The 16,384-nt window shown below is 33.2% G+C and carries 21 protein-coding genes; 15 read left to right on the top strand and 6 right to left on the bottom strand.

Annotated elements, in window-relative coordinates:
- Positions 1–2 precede the first annotated feature (2 nt).
- The 5 genes from atpA to atpB form a co-directional block, all read right to left on the bottom strand.
- Positions 3–1,556: a F0F1 ATP synthase subunit alpha gene (atpA, locus tag CJP74_RS06685; RefSeq protein ID WP_119497548.1), complete on the bottom strand. Its 1,554-nt coding sequence runs from the start codon at positions 1,554–1,556 to the stop codon at positions 3–5.
- Positions 1,557–1,630: 74 nt separating this feature from the next.
- Entirely contained in the window at positions 1,631–2,182 is a 552-nt protein-coding gene (locus CJP74_RS06680; protein ID WP_119497546.1) for a F0F1 ATP synthase subunit delta, read from the bottom strand.
- A 52-nt stretch (positions 2,183–2,234) separates the two neighbouring features.
- Positions 2,235–2,705 carry a F0F1 ATP synthase subunit B gene (locus tag CJP74_RS06675; RefSeq protein ID WP_119497544.1) on the bottom strand — a complete coding sequence of 157 codons (471 nt, stop codon included), beginning with the start codon at positions 2,703–2,705 and terminating at the stop codon, positions 2,235–2,237.
- 53 nt (positions 2,706–2,758) lie between these two features.
- The gene (gene atpE / locus CJP74_RS06670; RefSeq protein WP_119497542.1) at positions 2,759–3,001 is read right to left on the bottom strand and encodes a F0F1 ATP synthase subunit C; all 243 of its coding nucleotides are present in this window, start codon (positions 2,999–3,001) and stop codon (positions 2,759–2,761) included.
- A gap of 92 nt (positions 3,002–3,093) precedes the next feature.
- Positions 3,094–3,912 carry a F0F1 ATP synthase subunit A gene (atpB, locus tag CJP74_RS06665; RefSeq protein ID WP_119497540.1) on the bottom strand — a complete coding sequence of 273 codons (819 nt, stop codon included), beginning with the start codon at positions 3,910–3,912 and terminating at the stop codon, positions 3,094–3,096.
- A gap of 783 nt (positions 3,913–4,695) precedes the next feature.
- Here atpB and CJP74_RS06660 point away from each other — a divergent pair.
- From CJP74_RS06660 to CJP74_RS06630, 7 genes are all read left to right on the top strand, one after another.
- On the top strand, positions 4,696–5,772 hold the full coding sequence (locus tag CJP74_RS06660) for a hypothetical protein (RefSeq protein WP_119497538.1): 1,077 nt from the start codon (positions 4,696–4,698) through the stop codon (positions 5,770–5,772).
- A 9-nt stretch (positions 5,773–5,781) separates the two neighbouring features.
- Positions 5,782–6,759, top strand: a complete 978-nt coding sequence (locus CJP74_RS06655; RefSeq protein ID WP_119497536.1) for a KpsF/GutQ family sugar-phosphate isomerase — start codon at positions 5,782–5,784, stop codon at positions 6,757–6,759.
- A 66-nt stretch (positions 6,760–6,825) separates the two neighbouring features.
- Complete coding sequence (locus tag CJP74_RS06650) at positions 6,826–7,398, top strand: KdsC family phosphatase (RefSeq protein WP_119497534.1); 573 nt, start codon at positions 6,826–6,828, stop codon at positions 7,396–7,398.
- Positions 7,399–7,452: 54 nt separating this feature from the next.
- Positions 7,453–7,974, top strand: coding sequence for an LPS export ABC transporter periplasmic protein LptC (lptC, locus tag CJP74_RS06645; protein WP_222986996.1), 522 nt, complete (start codon positions 7,453–7,455; stop codon positions 7,972–7,974).
- Between the two features lie 11 nt (positions 7,975–7,985).
- Entirely contained in the window at positions 7,986–8,462 is a 477-nt protein-coding gene (locus CJP74_RS06640; RefSeq protein ID WP_119497530.1) for an LptA/OstA family protein, read from the top strand.
- A gap of 1 nt (position 8,463) precedes the next feature.
- Positions 8,464–9,189 (top strand): LPS export ABC transporter ATP-binding protein, encoded by a 726-nt coding sequence (lptB, locus tag CJP74_RS06635; protein ID WP_119497528.1) that lies wholly within the window; start codon positions 8,464–8,466, stop codon positions 9,187–9,189.
- Between the two features lie 3 nt (positions 9,190–9,192).
- Entirely contained in the window at positions 9,193–10,362 is a 1,170-nt protein-coding gene (locus tag CJP74_RS06630) for a hypothetical protein (RefSeq protein ID WP_119497526.1), read from the top strand.
- Positions 10,363–10,399: 37 nt separating this feature from the next.
- On the opposite strand, the gene lpcA is transcribed toward CJP74_RS06630, so the two are convergent.
- Positions 10,400–10,987 carry a D-sedoheptulose 7-phosphate isomerase gene (lpcA, locus tag CJP74_RS06625; RefSeq protein ID WP_119497524.1) on the bottom strand — a complete coding sequence of 196 codons (588 nt, stop codon included), beginning with the start codon at positions 10,985–10,987 and terminating at the stop codon, positions 10,400–10,402.
- Positions 10,988–11,190: 203 nt separating this feature from the next.
- On the opposite strand from lpcA, the gene CJP74_RS06620 reads away from it, so the two are divergent.
- From CJP74_RS06620 to CJP74_RS06585, 8 genes are all read left to right on the top strand, one after another.
- Entirely contained in the window at positions 11,191–12,015 is an 825-nt protein-coding gene (locus CJP74_RS06620; protein WP_119497522.1) for an ATP-binding cassette domain-containing protein, read from the top strand.
- Between the two features lie 5 nt (positions 12,016–12,020).
- A complete protein-coding gene (mlaE, locus tag CJP74_RS06615) occupies positions 12,021–12,794 on the top strand; it encodes a lipid asymmetry maintenance ABC transporter permease subunit MlaE (protein WP_427909969.1) in 774 nt (257 codons plus the stop codon).
- Positions 12,795–12,800: 6 nt separating this feature from the next.
- The gene (gene mlaD / locus CJP74_RS06610) at positions 12,801–13,268 is read left to right on the top strand and encodes an outer membrane lipid asymmetry maintenance protein MlaD (RefSeq protein ID WP_119497518.1); all 468 of its coding nucleotides are present in this window, start codon (positions 12,801–12,803) and stop codon (positions 13,266–13,268) included.
- A gap of 11 nt (positions 13,269–13,279) precedes the next feature.
- Positions 13,280–13,945, top strand: coding sequence for an MlaC/ttg2D family ABC transporter substrate-binding protein (locus CJP74_RS06605; protein ID WP_119497516.1), 666 nt, complete (start codon positions 13,280–13,282; stop codon positions 13,943–13,945).
- Between the two features lie 11 nt (positions 13,946–13,956).
- Positions 13,957–14,274 (top strand): STAS domain-containing protein, encoded by a 318-nt coding sequence (locus tag CJP74_RS06600; RefSeq protein ID WP_119497514.1) that lies wholly within the window; start codon positions 13,957–13,959, stop codon positions 14,272–14,274.
- Positions 14,275–14,296: 22 nt separating this feature from the next.
- Entirely contained in the window at positions 14,297–14,551 is a 255-nt protein-coding gene (locus CJP74_RS06595) for a BolA/IbaG family iron-sulfur metabolism protein (protein WP_222986994.1), read from the top strand.
- Positions 14,552–14,640: 89 nt separating this feature from the next.
- Positions 14,641–15,921 (top strand): UDP-N-acetylglucosamine 1-carboxyvinyltransferase, encoded by a 1,281-nt coding sequence (murA, locus tag CJP74_RS06590; protein ID WP_119497510.1) that lies wholly within the window; start codon positions 14,641–14,643, stop codon positions 15,919–15,921.
- Positions 15,921–16,244 (top strand): BolA family protein, encoded by a 324-nt coding sequence (locus CJP74_RS06585; protein WP_119497509.1) that lies wholly within the window; start codon positions 15,921–15,923, stop codon positions 16,242–16,244. Before murA ends, CJP74_RS06585 begins: the two co-directional genes overlap by 1 nt.
- The last annotated feature ends 140 nt before the right edge of the window (positions 16,245–16,384 follow it).

Below are 16,384 nucleotides of genomic sequence, written 5' to 3'. Positions count from 1 at the left end.
AATTAGTTATTTACTAATGTGCTTTTCGATTGGAAATCTTTAACTAAACGATCTACTTCGGCAACTGTTGCTTCATCCCAAGCACCTGTTTTATTTAGTTTAGCCATAAATTCAGGTGCGGTTGAGTTACAATAACGAACTAATTCATCAGAGTATTCAAGAAGTTGTTCTACTTGAACCTGTTTAATGAAGTTTTTCTCAATTGCATATAGGATAACTGTTTGATCTGCAACTGATTTAGGGCGATATTGTTTTTGTTTTAGTAATTCAGTAACTTTACGACCGTGTTCTAGTTGCTCACGTGTTGCATCATCAAGATCTGAAGCAAATTGCGCAAAGGCTGCTAGTTCACGATATTGTGCTAATGAAGTACGGATACCACCTGAAAGTTTTTTAATTGCTTTAGTTTGTGCCGCACCACCTACACGTGATACTGAAATACCTGGGTTAACCGCTGGACGAATACCTGAGTGGAATAAACCTGTTTCAAGGAAAATTTGTCCGTCAGTAATTGAAATAACGTTTGTCGGAACGAATGCCGAAACGTCACCAGCTTGAGTTTCGATAATTGGTAATGCAGTTAAAGAACCTGATCTACCTTTTACCTCACCCTTAGTAAATTCTTCAACATATTTTTCGTTTACACGTGCAGCACGCTCTAATAAACGTGAGTGTAAGTAGAAAATATCACCAGGGAAAGCTTCACGACCAGGTGGACGTCTTAAAAGTAGTGAAATTTGACGGTATGCTACAGCTTGTTTTGATAAATCATCATAAACAATTAGAGCATCTTCACCACGGTCACGGAAATACTCACCCATAGTACAACCTGAATATGGTGATAAGTATTGTAGAGCTGCTGATTCAGAAGCTGAAGCTACTACAATAATAGTGTTTTCTAAAGCACCGTGTTCTTCAAGTTTTGCTACTACGTTAGCAATTGTTGAGTTTTTCTGGCCAATAGCAACATAGATACATTTAACCCCAGAGTCTTTTTGGTTAATAATTGTATCGATTGCTAAAGCTGTTTTACCTGTTTGACGGTCACCGATAATTAACTCACGTTGACCACGACCAATTGGAATCATAGAGTCAACAGCTAAGTAACCAGTTTGTAATGGAGTATCAACTGATTTACGGTCAATTACCCCAGGAGCAATAACTTCTATAGGATTATAACCATCAGCTTTGATTTCACCTTTACCATCAATAGGCTGACCAATAGCATTTACTACACGACCTAAAAGAGCGTTACCTACAGGAACTGATAGTAGGCGACCTGTACTTTGTACTTCGATTCCTTCTTTAAGATCAGCATAGTCTCCTAGTACTACTGCACCAACAGAATCACGTTCAAGGTTTAATGCTAATGCATAACGATCGTTTGGAAGAGCAATTAACTCACCTTGCATTACATTTTTTAAGCCATTGATACGTAAGATACCATCGCTTACAGAAATTACAGTACCAGAATTTTGTAAATCATTTTGTGTTTTAAAATGAGCAATTTTGCTCTTAATAATTTCACTGATTTCAACAGCAGAAAGAGATGACATATATATTATCCTTAACTACTTATTTACAAAATTTCAGTTGATAATTTGCAATAAGAAATTAGTTAACACACAAGTTATTTAGTTAATTGTGCACTTAAATTTTCTAAAGTTTTACGACCTGAACAATCAATCGAGAAGTCTTCTGTTTTAATAATTATTCCAGATAAAATTGTTGGATCAATTTGTACATCTAGTTTTACCGCCCTTCCTACTTTAAAAGCTACAGATTGACCAATTTGTTTTAATTGTTCTTCAGAAAGCTCTGTAGCACTAATAATAGTAACTGGGGTAGGTAAATCGTAATTCTCACGTAAACTTACGTAAAAATCATAGATTCCTGGTAAATAACCAAAACGAGAATGTTCTTCAACTGTATTTAAAAAGTTATTAACCTCATTGGTTTTTAGTTCATCTGGTAAAACTGCGTCAACAAAGTTTTTTACTTCCGCTTGATGATCGTTGTGTTCAGCTAAAATTTCCTGACCAACGCTAGTTTCCATAATAACTTTGAGAGCTAGAAGAACGTCATTCCAAAAAGCTAATGCTTGTTCTTTATTTGCTTGTTCTAAAGCATATTCAAATACAGCAGTTGCATATGGTCGAGATACTGTTGTAACGTTTTCCATAATATTTTTTCTCTAAATTAGTTATAAACAAAAATAAATCAAAACGTGATGTTTATAATTTACTTAGAGCGTTATCAATAATATCTTGATTGTCTTTAGCATTAAGTTCACGTTGTACAATTTTTTCAGCAATAGCCACTGCTAGTGCCCCTACTTCTGCACGAAGTTCTTGTTGCACACGTGATTTTTCAAGAGCTAAATTTTTATGTGTTTGCTCAATTAATTGTTCAGCTTTAGCAGCTGCTTGCTCATGAGCTTGCTCTACGATTTGAGATGCTTGTTTTTCTGCTTCGCTTAAAATTTCTTTAGCCTTTACTTTTGCACGGCTAATTTCAAGATCAGCTTGATTCTTTTCTGAAGTAATTTCTTCACGAAGTTTTGAAGCAGAGTTAATAGAGTCTGCTATTTCTTTTTGACGTTTTTCAATTGCATTTGAAATAGGAGGCCAAATAAATTTATAACAGAATAGTACAAACACCAGAAATGCTATAGATTGCCCTATGAGGGTTGCATTAATATCCATTGTGTCTCCTTAAGAATGGAACAAGGATTTGGTTGTTATAAAAGTGCCTACTATTAGATAACGCCGAATGCGTATAGGATACCGAATGCTAATGCGATCATTGGAACCGCATCCACAAGACCTAATACTAAGAAGAATTGAGAACGCACTGTAGGAATTAATTCTGGTTGACGTGCACAAGCTTCAATATATTTTGAACCTAGGATACCTAAACCTAAAGCTGCACCAATAGATGATCCTGTGAAAATAATCGCAGCAGCTAATTCTTTATATGCAGATAATACTGTTTGCTCCATTTTAATGTTCCTTAACGTAAAAAATGAAAGATTAAATTAAATATGTAATGCTAGTTAAAGGTCTTAAAACTAGCGACTGGTTATTATAAGATTTAGTGTTCTTCGTCTTTATTCCAAGCTTTTGATAAGTAAACAATTGATAACATCATGAAAATGTAAGCTTGTAATGTGATTACTAACACGTGTAATAAAGCCCAGATAAAACTTAATGGTAAGGCAAAAATACCAAATACAATACCAATACCATACATAGAGGCTATGAGGATGAAAATAATTTCCCCTGCGAACATGTTTCCGAAAAGTCGAAGAGAAAGTGATAAGAATTCAGCAAAGAATCCTAGGATCTCTAAGAAAAGGTTAATCGGTACCATGAAAATGCCTGGTAACGGATGGCATGCAAAGTTTTTATAGTAACCAAGACCTTTAGATTTGAAACCAGCAATGATAATAATAATGAATAAAGCAATATCAATACCAAATGTGATGTTCGCATCTGCTGTAGGTAATGGTCTAAAGTAAATATCAGGGTTACCTGAAATAAGGGCTGCTAATCTTGGAATCCAGTCAACTGGAATTAAATCCACTAGGTTCATTGCAAAAATCCAAAGGAATGATACACCTACAAGAGGGGCAAAGAACTTCACATCACCTTTAATAAAGCTTTTTGCCGTACCATTTACCCAATCAATAAACATTTCAACTACTACTTGGAATTTAGTAGGTTTGTCAATGCTTACTTTTCGTGCTTGGATATAGAGGAAAAGTGCAAGAATTAGACCTAGAACAAATGAAACTATAAGTGAGTCTATATTCCAACGCCAGAATCCTTCACTCGCACCAACGGTCCAGAAATGGAGGTGGTGGTCAAGGTAGCTGTTGAAAGTTAGTTCACTTCCGTTGCCAGATGACATAAGTCGTCCTCAATTATGCTAAGTAACTAACTTAAAGTTAGTTACAGTTTAACTGAATAAGATATGAAAAATTTCATAACTTAGCTCTAATGTATGCAAACTTTATAATCCTTGTAAATAGCAAATGATTCAAGGCTACAAAAACTAGTACCTAGCCTTAGGGATATTTACAAAAATAGTAAAGCACATACTTGCTTATTATATCACTGTTTAAAAATATTTGAGTAAATAACTTTTATTATTTTCCCCGAATATAAAAAATTAACACGGGTAAAATTAGCGAAAAACTAAGTGTTATATTTAGGGAAGAAGAATCAATTGGGTTTATAATTTGTAATGATACGTTAAAATAGGTGAAGAGGAAAAAGGAAGAGAATAAAGATAGTGATTTGCCTTTTTGATCTGCTTTAAATTAAGTGTTTGTATTTTAGGAAAAATAAAGTAGAGAAAAAGAAAAGAGATAAATCTATAAGTAGGTATTAGGGTCTTTAAGACCTAAAATTAATTAAAATATAGCTAAATACTTAAATTTTTATATATCTTTGCTAAGGTATTGTCACTTAAGTGTTTTGCTAAATTTTACTCCAATTAAAAATAATTGAGTTTTTTACTTATATATTTATGCCAAAATTTGATTTAAAATGATCAAATTTGACGTTAAAAATGTGACCTGTGTTGTAAAATACATAAAAGATTAGCAAGTGAAGAAATTTAATGTTCGGGATTTTGGTATAATTGGAAAAAGTATTTGCCTAAGGTGACTTATGCACCAAGGAGGTATATTTGTTAGATGCTTTTTTAAACAAACGGAAAAACCGAATTTTCTTTTACATTTCTTTGATCTTAGGACTTTTAATATTTATTGTAATAGTAATAGTAAATATTTTTGTGTTGCAAAAACGCAACACTGAAAGTTCTCCAACTCTAACTATAAGTCAAGCAACTGATAGTTATTATAATGTTAAAGCGTACCAAATATCCTATACACCTGTAAATTTAGCAAATAAAGCTAAACCCCCAGAACAAAATTATGCAAAGTTATGTCAAAACCTCGAACAAACGAGTAATTGTCTAACTTTTGCCTTTAAGGAAATAACACCTCAGGCTACATTTATTGCCCAGGCAGAACAAAGCCAAAGGGTGTTAAAGAACTTGAGTTGGTATAGTACGAGCTATGAGCAAGCGTCAACAACTTATGCTAAAGAAATAAAGGCGATTCCTTTACCACAAGCAATAGTTTTACTTTTGTATTATCAAAAGCTAAATCAAATCTATGAGTATGCAGATAACATTATTAGAGTCAAAGATATAGACTATTTCATTTATGATAATACTTACTCGCAAGCTCAACCTATTCTTAATAAGTACTTTAATAAGTCCTTATTAGTGGTTGCTGAGGATCAGCAAGAAAATACCTATCAGAAGGTTTTATTTAATGTAGTTTTAAAGAGTGAGGAGCAAAAGCAAGTTTTAGCTTCAAATTTATTTGAAATTGAGCAAAATATAAATATATCTAATCCGTTGAGAGATAATGTTTTGCAAAATCTGCAAAACTTGTCGAACAACTTTTTCCAACTTTTATTTATGCAACTTGATTTAGATGTGTTCTGTGCTTCTTTTTCTCCAGAATTTAATCTACAAACTAAATGTGTCTTACAAAAAGTTAAATTACTAGCTCTAAATCAGCAAGCCTTGATATTAGCATACTTTATTGAAAATCAACATTTACTGACCCCGAATGATTTAGATTTAATCAATCGCGTTGTATTTTTTAACGCAAATGTTGATGAGCTATACAGCAAAATTTACAATATAAAAGGCTGGATAAACTTTATTAATCCAGAAAAAGTAACCAAATAATAAAAAATCATGAGTGACTACAGACAAAGTGCAATTAGAACTCTAAACATAGAAGTTGAGCAAATTAAAAACCTTGAAAAAACTATTAACTCCCCTGAATTTGTCAAAGCATGTGACTTAATTAATGAATGTAAAGGTAAATTAATTTGCATGGGAATAGGTAAATCTGGGCATATAGCTAAAAAAATAGCAGCTAGTTTTGCTTCAACAGGAACAAGTTCCTTTTTTGTTCATCCTTGTGAAGCTGGGCATGGTGACGCGGGTATGATTACCGACAATGATCTGGTAATCTATGTCTCTAACTCAGGTGAAGCCCATGAGTTTAATAGTCTTCTCCCTTATTTGGAAAAGCATGGCGTTAAGGTTATAGGTATTACCAATAATCCAGTGTCTACTTTAGCTAAATACAGTGAAGTGTATTTACTCTTAAATGTAACTAAAGAAGCTTGCCCATTAAACTTAGCTCCAACTGCTTCTTCAACAAACACCCTAGTGCTAGGGGACTGTTTAGTAGTTGCTCTCATCGATAAGAAAAACCTTTCTAAAGGTCAATTTGCTACATCACATCCATTTGGGGTTTTAGGTCGTCGCTTATTAATTACCAATCATGATTTAATGAAAACAGATAAAGAAATTCCTTATGTTTTACCGGATATGATGATAAGCGATTGCCTAGTGACCATGTCGAAGAAAAACTTAGGTTGTGTGCTAATTGTTGATAACTTAGAAGATAAACGCCCTAAATGTTTAGGTATATTTACCGATGGTGACTTAAGAAGATTTATTACCCAGCATCAAGATATTTACAATACGCCAATAAAGGATGCCATGACCAAAAACTTTACTTCTGGTAAAGTAGATGATTTAGCCTATGGCACCTTACAGGTTATGGAACAAAAACGTATAAGTGTTCTCCCTGTGTTAGATCAAGAAGGTAAGGTAATCGGAATTGTAAATTATCTTGCTTTAATTAACTCTGGAATTTAACTTAAAAAAATTTACTTTTGCCACTATAATATAGGAATACACTTTTACTACATAAAGGGGAATTAAATGTTAGATTATCGCCAGCATGCAAGACAAGCAATTGATTTATTTAAAGGGATTAAATTACTTGTTCTTGATAACGATGGAATTATGACTCCAGGGCAAGTTCACTATTATGATTCTGACACAGCTGTAGGGGTATCTTACAGTGTTTTAGATGGATATCCAATTGCAAGAAGTAAAAAATATGGTCTTCATGTTGCAATTATTTCAGGGCGTTCAAATAAAGCTCTTGAACATAGAGCCCAAATTCTTAAAGTAGATGAAAATGACTTTTTTGCTGGAGTAGCTGATAAAGGAAAATTCCTAGTTGAGTTAATGCAAAGATATGGTTTAAAACCAGAAGAAGTTGCCTACATGGGTGATGATTTTATCGATATATCTGCATTTAAAGTAGTGGGCTTACCTATTTCAGTACCAAACCGTCACCCTATGGTGGATAAATATGTTAAATATGTAACTTTAAACTCGGGTGGCACAGGTGCAGTGCGTGAAGTTTGCGATTTAATTATGATTGCAAATGATACTAGCTCAGATATGGGACAAGCATTACAAGAATTTTGGCATGACGCTAATTAATAAAAATTTCAATTAATATCTAAAGTAATGATTATCCAAAAAAGATTAATTTTTGTGTTTGTTCTTTTAGCTATTTCAATTGGATTTTACTCATTGTATACCAATGATGATGAGACAACGGGAGCAGATGCTCCTGTTGCTCTCCCGCAAATGGAATTAACCAATGCAGTAATGAGTAATTTTGATCCTTTAGGAAATAGTCAATATGTTGTAATAAGTTCTACAGTTACCAAGGGACAAGACAACACTTTTAACTTTAATAACGTTTTAGCTTATTCATTAAATCAGGAAAATCTTGATAACTCAGTATTTATGCGTACGAGTACAGCTTATTTAGAAAATAAGATTATAAGATTTAATAACCCTGTACAAATTTTTACAATAAATGATAGCCGTTTTGAACGGGCAAATTTAAGCAACGCTGAATTTAATTTAAATACAAACATCCTTTCTAGTAATAGTCCTATAACTATTTTTGGACAAAGCTATACGACAAAAGCTGCAGGCTTTCGTTTCTTCTTAAAAGAGAATAGATATACTCTTGAAGGTGATGTTGAAACTAATTACGGATTCTAGTTTTTATAAAAATGTTAAAACTTTTTAAGTATATTTTAGCTTCGATTATTTTAATTTTTCCTCTGTACTCATTTGCTAACCAAGGTAATACGGTTTCAATCAAGTCTAACAGCCAAGAATTAGAGCAGTTAAATGATGGTAACCTACGTTCGGTTTTTGTGGGTAATGTTGTCGTTGTTTATAATCAAACCACAACAATTACTGCTGATAGAGTAGTTGTAACCTCAATTAATGGCAAACGAACAATAGTTGCTACGGGTAAAAATGTTACAGTACTAAATGACGAGAAAAATTTCAAATTAGTATGTGAAAGACTACAATTTGATGTAAATGCGAACTTAATAACCGCCAATGATGGTACTGCCACATTAAATGGCAATAAAATTACAGGTAAAACTTTAGTGTACAACACGCAAACAGGTAATATAAATGCCTCTGGTAACAGTGGTAGCCAAGTGATTACAGTAATTAATAATGTAAAGGAATAAGATGACCGAACATAAATTATCTGTAAAAAATATTGCTAAGTCTTATAAAAGACCTATAGTTGAAGATGTTAGCCTAGAAGTAAAATCAGGTGAAATAGTAGTTTTGCTTGGTCCAAACGGGGCTGGTAAAACAACTACCTTCTATACTATTGTCGGCTTAGTTGAACAAGACTCTGGCGATATTTTTATTGACGATCAATGTATAACTAATCTCCCAATTTATAAAAGAGCACAAATGGGGATAGGTTATTTACCGCAAGAAGTAAGTATTTTTCGTCAATTAAGTGTCCGCGACAATATTTATTCAGTCTTACAATTGCGCAAAGATTTAAATGAAGAGCAAAGAGAAGAAGAATTAAATCGACTTCTTGAGCAGTTCCATATTACGCATATTGTAGACTCTGTAGGGCAAGCTTTATCAGGTGGGGAAAAACGCCGTGTCGAGATTGCCAGAGCATTGGCTGCCAACCCAAAATTCATTTTGCTTGATGAGCCATTTGCGGGCGTAGACCCTATTTCGGTTGAAGATATAAAAAATAATATCTATGCTTTAAAAAACTTGGGGATAGGTATTTTAATTACCGATCACAACGTAAAAGCTACTCTCGAAATCTGTGACCGAGCATATATTATAGGTCAAGGTCATGTTATAGCTTCAGGGACTCCTGATGAAGTTAAAGCAAATGAAAGAGTGCAGGAATTATATATTCCTAAAGACTATCTATAATCTATGGCTGGTTTTATAAAAAAATTATTAAATTTTATTCTGGTCGAAAGAGATAAGAATAAAAAAATAATTGTACAAAAGTATGATGGAAGTGAGAAAAACAAAGGGTATCATGTAAAAAAATTGCTTGTTTCTCTCGCTCCTCATGCCGAAATTAATCTTCCTAAAACTTACCTTTGTCAGGCAAATGTAGGTAAAGAAGATGAAAATGAACATCGAGCAATCATTGATACGAGTCAAACTGTTTATGATCTGACAGGAGAAAAAGGTTTGCCGTATCAGGCGGATTATGCACAACAAAAGTTCATTGCCGTATCTGAAAAAATAAGTTCTCATCCAGCAGAATTAGAGCAATTTAATAATGCCTTTGCCCAGGAACTTAAAACGCAAACGCCAACAGTTAATTTACATTTAGAGCCTGAAATAAGTTCTAACTTTTCCCGTAATAGTGCCAATCAATTTCTCAACCAATATAAATATTCGGTAGTAGAAATAGATTTAAAAGGTAAAGAAATAGCAGGAGAAAAAATAACTGTAAGCGAGCAAGCTTTAGCTTCGAGTATTCTTGCCAACACTTTTATTAAGTTAAGTCCTGTAACCGAGCAAGATAATGTAAGCATAGCTAAGGTTACTTTGGGGTGTGATTATAACGGTAATGACTTTAAATTACCTGATGTAACTCATGCTTTGACCAATTTTATCTCTTTGGTTAACACTGACTCTATTTATTTAGACTTGCAAGGAGAGCGAGTTAAATCTATTTATCTAGAAGTAATTAAGCGCGAGTTTAAACATTTTAATACTAAAAAAATTAACAATTTAATTCGAGAAGTCGTTTACCGTGATTTACAGGGTTCACAATATATAGGTGAGCAGGCAGTATTTTTACGCGTAATAGCAAATGAACAGCCTCATTCTAAACTTCACCTTGTTTGTTTAAAACAGCCGTGTATTTACAAATTAAGTGCGGGCTTAAAAGCTAAGTACATTTTTATTCTTTTTGTTCAAGAAGAGGAAAAGAAAGAAATTGCTCTAGCTTTACCAACTTTAATTAAAAAAGCTCAAGTTTATGTTAGTAGATTACAAAAGAACGGCTGTCCAACTGACGTTGAAGAGGTTTGGAAGGATTTAGCGGATGTAGATTGGGAATTTAGTACAAAGAGTAATAAATAGAAAACCTCTGACCCTAAAGTCAGAGGAATTTTTGTTATTATGCTGCAAGGCCCTGTTCAATGAGCATAATTAAAATGTGAATAAATTTAATGTGAACTTCTTGAATGCGATCTGCATAACCAACATGAGGTACACGTAACTCAACGTCTGTTAAGTTAGCATATTTGAATAAAGTACCTCCGTCTTTACCTGTTAAGGCAATAACTTTCATATCTGCTTTTTTAGCAGCGTGACAAGCATTTACAACATTTTCTGAGCTACCAGAGGTAGTAATTGCAAGAAGGACATCACCTGGTTTACCCAGTCCTTCAACATATCGACTAAAAACATATTCAAAGCCATAGTCGTTACCCACACAAGTAATATGGGATACATCAGAGATTGCTATAGCGGCGTAAGCTGGTCGGTCTTGACGATAACGACCTGATAGCTCTTCGGCAAAGTGCATGGCATCACAGTGAGAACCACCGTTTCCGCAACTAATAATTTTATTTCCGTTTTTTAATGCTTCAACCATTATTGCGGCTGCATTATTTAAACGATTTAAGAGTTCTTTGTTTTCGAGAACTTTTTCTAGTGTACTTTTGGCCTCAAGCAGTTCTTGTTTAATAATGTCGATGCTCATAAAAAACCTTAAAAGTAAATTAAATATTAACTGAGTGTTCACTTTTTCTTGTGACAACCTTTGTTATTTATTATATAATAATCTTTCGGAAATCATAATAAAAACAATAAATTATATTTTACTACAACAAGGTTTATTTTTGATTTTTAACCGATATATTTATATATCATCAACAAAACACATAAAAGATAAACACAAAATTTATGTCTGCAACAAACAATAATATCGTTGAAGTAAAAGGAATTGATTTCTCTCGTGGCAGTAATAAAATCTATTCAAACCTTACTATGAATTTTGCAAAGGGGAAAATTACTGCAGTAATGGGACCTTCAGGTATAGGTAAAACCACATTGCTAAAGTTAATTGGTGGTCAGCTCATACCTGATAAAGGTGATATTCTCTTTAACGGGGAATCAATTAGTTTTGCTTCAACAAAAGATTTATATGATATGCGTAAGAATATGGGGATGTTGTTCCAATCAGCAACTCTATTCAATGATATGTCAGTTTTTGATAATGTGGCATATGCCTTACGCGAACATACGGATTTAAGTGAAGAAATGATCCGTATGATAGTACTAATGAAGCTCCAAGCAGTTGGTTTACGTGGAACGCATGAGTTATTTCCAAGTGAGCTATCGGGGGGGATGCAAAGACGTGTTGCTCTTGCTCGAGCTGTTTCTTTAGATCCTGAATTAATTATGTATGATGAGCCTTTTGCGGGTCAGGATCCAATTTCATTTGGGGTAATCGTTAAATTAATTAAAGATTTAAATCAAACTGCTGGTTTAACTTCGATTGTAGTTACGCACGATATTCAAGAAGTATTAACTATTGCGGACTACTGCTATATTCTTATGGATGGTAAAGTTCTTTTTGAAGGAACTGCTGAAGAAGTTAAAGCATGTAAGGACCCATATGTGGTTCAGTTCTTAACTGCATCGTCTGATGGTCCTATTTCATTCCATAAACCAGCTCCAGATTATCAAACTGAGCTTTTTGCTCAAGTTGATAAAGACGCTAAATAATTTTTATTATGATTGTACTAATTCAAAAATTAGGGCAATGGTTTATTAATTTTATTGTTAATGTAGGTTATGCAGGATTAATGTTATTACAATCTTTAATAGCAAAACCAGACCTACGCCATTTTCCCCTTGTAATTAAACAAATTTATAACTTAGCTGTAAGATCATTACCTATTATAGGTATAGCAGGGTTTTTTATTGGGGCAGTTTTAGCACTACAATCTTATCAAGCTTTAACCACTTTTAGTGCTGAATCTTTTGTTGGTACTATGACTGCAATTGCAGTACTCCGTGAGTTAGCTCCAGTAGTAACAGGTTTACTTTATGCAGGTCGTGCAGGTTCATCCTTAACCGCAGAGATTGCATTAATGAAGTCTACCGAACAACTTAGCTCTTTAGAGATGATGGCTGTAAACCCCCTAAGAAGAATTATTGCTCCTCGTTTTTGGGCTTCAATAATTTCTATGCCATTATTAACTATTGCTTTTATGGCTTTAGCTATACTTGCATCCGCTTTAGTTGGTATTGATTGGAAACAGATTCCTTACGCAAATTTCTGGGGATCTATTCAAAGTTATACTAATTTAGATGATTTCCTGCACGGTTTCTATAAATCTATTTTATTTGCCTTCTTTATTTCTTGGGTTGCTGTATACAAAGGTTATACATGTATTCCTAACTCAGAAGGGGTTTCTAAAGCAACTACAGATACTGTAGTAGTTTCATCTTTAGGAATTTTATTTATTGACGTGCTAATTACAATTTATTTATTTGGTTAATTAAAAATGAGAGTTTCAGCTAAAATTCAATTTCTCGTTGGATTATTTATTCTTTTTGTAATTGGTTGCTTTGTCTATATGTCATTGAATATAGGCTTTAAGTTTTTCAATAGTGCAAAAGACTACTATTCAGTTTCAGCAACCTTTACTAATATTAACGGTCTAAAAGATAACGCTGCCGTAAAAATTGGTGGTTTACAAATCGGTTATGTAGAAAATATTTCTTTAGATCCAGTTACTTACGAACCTAAAGTTACAATTAAAATCGAAAAACAATTTAATGAAATTCCAGATAATTCGACTTTATCTGTAAAAACAAATGGTATTCTAGGTGATAAATATTTAGACCTACGAGTAGGTTTTGATATGCCTGGAACAACTAAAATGTTAACTAATGGTTCAGTTATTACCAACACTGTATCAGCAATTGATTTAGAAGACTTAATTTCTAAATTTGCTTTCGGTGATAAATAAAGGAATTTAAAATGTTAAAAGTAAAAGGTATTCTAGTTTCTCTGTTAGTTGCTCTTCCTGTATTAGGTTTAAATATAGTTGTTGCAACACCTGCTCAAGCTGCAATTGTAAATGTTAGTACTGTTGATCGTGCTAACCCAACGGCTGTAACTACAGCTGCAATTGATAATGCAATTGAGATTATTAAAAAATACAAAGACGTAAGTGTTAATAATCAACAACTTCGTAATGATATTAAAACTAACGTTTTACCTTTATTCAATACTAACTATATTTCTCTAAGTCTCTTAAATACTTATACGCGTACAGCGACAAGAGAACAACTAGTTGAATTTAGAAATGTAATTGAAGATTACATGGTTAATGCTTTTATCGAAGCTATGTCTTTTTATAATAATCAAAAAGTTAACATAGGTACGACTCAAGTAGTACAAAATTCAGCTACAACTAATGTAACTTTAGTAGATACAAATCAAAGTTATAATATTCAATTTAGAATGATTAATATTAATAATCAATATGGTATTATTGACTTTACTGCTGAAGGTATTTCATTAGTAAATACAAAATCTACTGAATGGCAACCAATTTTACGTCAAAAAGGGGTTGCAGGTTTAATCGAGTATGTTAAAAATAACATGAATAACGTACTTAGCGACATTAACCAAAGCAAATAGTAAGATAAAAAATGTATACAATCAATCAAAGTACGCATACTGTGTTTTTTGATGACAAGCTAACGCATGTAAATGTTGCAGCCTTAGATAAAAATCGAGAACAATTTATTCAAGAATTGAAAAACCTCAAAGGTGATACTATTTATCTTGACTTTTCTCAGTGTAGTAGTCTTGATACTTCAGGATTTGCGTACCTACTTGCGGTTTTAAGATTAATTGAAGAAAGTAAGGATTTTACTAATACCCAAGTAAAACTAGAGAGTGCACAACGAATAAAAGTTTATGCTACTCTATATGATTTAAATGATTTCTTTACAAAATTCTTTTAATTTTTAAATGGAGACAGTATTAGTGGAACAAGATCTACTAGCTCGTGTAGGTGAAGAGCTTAAAAAATTAGAATTAGAAGATTTTAAGCTTTTTCTTGAAGGTAATCACGTAAAAATAGTTGCTGTATCAGAATTATTTAATGATATGAGCCTATTAAAAAAACAACAGTATATAATGCGTGCAACTAAACCTTTTCTCTCTTCGGGTGAAATTCATGCTGTGCATATTAAAACTTTTACCCCAGAAGAATGGAAAGTTCAAAAACATTTATACTAGAAAAAAGCACCCAATTCTCTGGGTGCTTTTTCTATATGCTATAATAAGTCGGGTAAAATTAACCTCATTGTTTTGGATTATTTAATTATATGGAATACTTTATTATTCAAGGTGAACAAAAGTTTGGTGGAGAGATTTTAATTGGCGGAGCTAAAAATGCTGCCCTACCAATTTTCTTTGCTGCTATTTTAGGAACGGAAGAAATTGTTTTAAATAATGTTCCAAACCTAACGGACATAAAATACACATGTAATATCTTTAAAAACTTAGGTGCCCAAGTTGAAGCTGATTTAGCTAATAATAAAGTAGTTCTTCGACCTCAGGATATAAAAAATTATGTTGTACCTTATGAGCTAGCAAGTAAAATGCGAGCGTCGATTTGGGCTTTGGCACCATTAGTAGCTAAGTATGGCTATGGTAAAGTATCTTTACCTGGAGGTTGTGCTATAGGCTCAAGACCAGTTGACATGCATCTTGATGCCCTTAAAAAGCTAGGTGCAACTATTGAGTTTGATGAAGGTTATGTAATTGCAACTGCCAAAGATGGACTTAAAGGGGCAAATATCTTTTTTGATAAGGTTTCAGTTGGAGCAACAGTTTCGGCTGTATGTGCTGCCGTTTTAGCTAAAGGGGTTTCGCATATTGAAAATGTGGCAATGGAGCCTGAAGTAGTTGACGTTTGTAACTTTTTAATTGCTCTTGGAGCTAAAATTGACGGTGTAGGAAGCAAGGTGCTAACTATTACTGGTGTTGAGCAATTAAAAGGGGTTAGTAACTATGAAATAATTCCCGATCGCATCGAATGTGGCACTTATTTAATTGCAGCTGCTATTTCTCGTAGTAAAGTAACTTGTCATAATGTAAATCCTAAACATATGGAAGCTACTTTAGCTAAATTAAGCGAAGCAGGAGCTCAAATAAGCATTTCAGGTAATAGTATTACATGTGATATGGCGGGACGTAGACCTAAGTCAGTAAATATCATAACTGCTCCTTATCCTGGCATAGCTACAGATATGCAAGCTCAGTTTACCCTTTTAAATAGTTTAGCTGAAGGTAATAGTGTTGTTACTGAAACTATTTTTGAAAATAGATTTATGCATGTACCTGAGCTTCAACGTATGGGAGCAAAAATAAGTCAAAATGGTAATACTATTTATATTCAAGGGGTAGAGCAATTATCTGGAGCTCATGTGAAGGCTACAGATTTAAGAGCTTCTATTTCACTAGTTTTAGCTGGCTGTGTGGCTAAGGGTCATACTTATGTTAATGAAATTTATCATATTGACCGTGGTTATGAAGCTATAGAACAAAGAATGAAGCAAATTGGCTGCACTATTACCCGTGAACAAAATCAGGAGTCAATTTAATGTTTATTCACCCTCATAAAATTAAGATTGAACAGCTTCTTGAGGCAAAATTTAATCCTGAGCATCTAGAAGTAATTGATGAATCCTATATGCACCATGCAGGACCAGAAGCAGGGAGTCACTATAAAGTAATTATGGTGAGCAGTATTTTTGCAGAGCAAAAACTGATTCAAAGACAGCGTGAAGTAAACAAAGTGCTCAAAGAGGTGCTAGCAAATGATATTCATGCTTTAAGTTTAAAACTCTACTCACCTGAAGAATGGGAAAAGCAACCTATTATCCCTGAAAGTCCTAAATGCGCAGGAAAAAATAAAGAACTTTAATTAATTGTTGACTAAATAGTGTGGTAATTAGTTGTCTGGTGCCACAAAACTGAAAAAAAGTTTAAAATATTATAAAAAAGTTAAAATATAATATTTATCTTATTTTTCAACGCTTTAATCTATGCTAATTTTTAAAACTA

The sequence above is a fragment of the Psittacicella melopsittaci genome, from assembly GCF_003585925.1.
GTDB lineage: Bacteria > Pseudomonadota > Gammaproteobacteria > Enterobacterales > Psittacicellaceae > Psittacicella > Psittacicella melopsittaci.
Note: the sequence above shows the minus strand (reverse complement) of the source record. Positions and strands in the feature narration are given on the sequence as shown.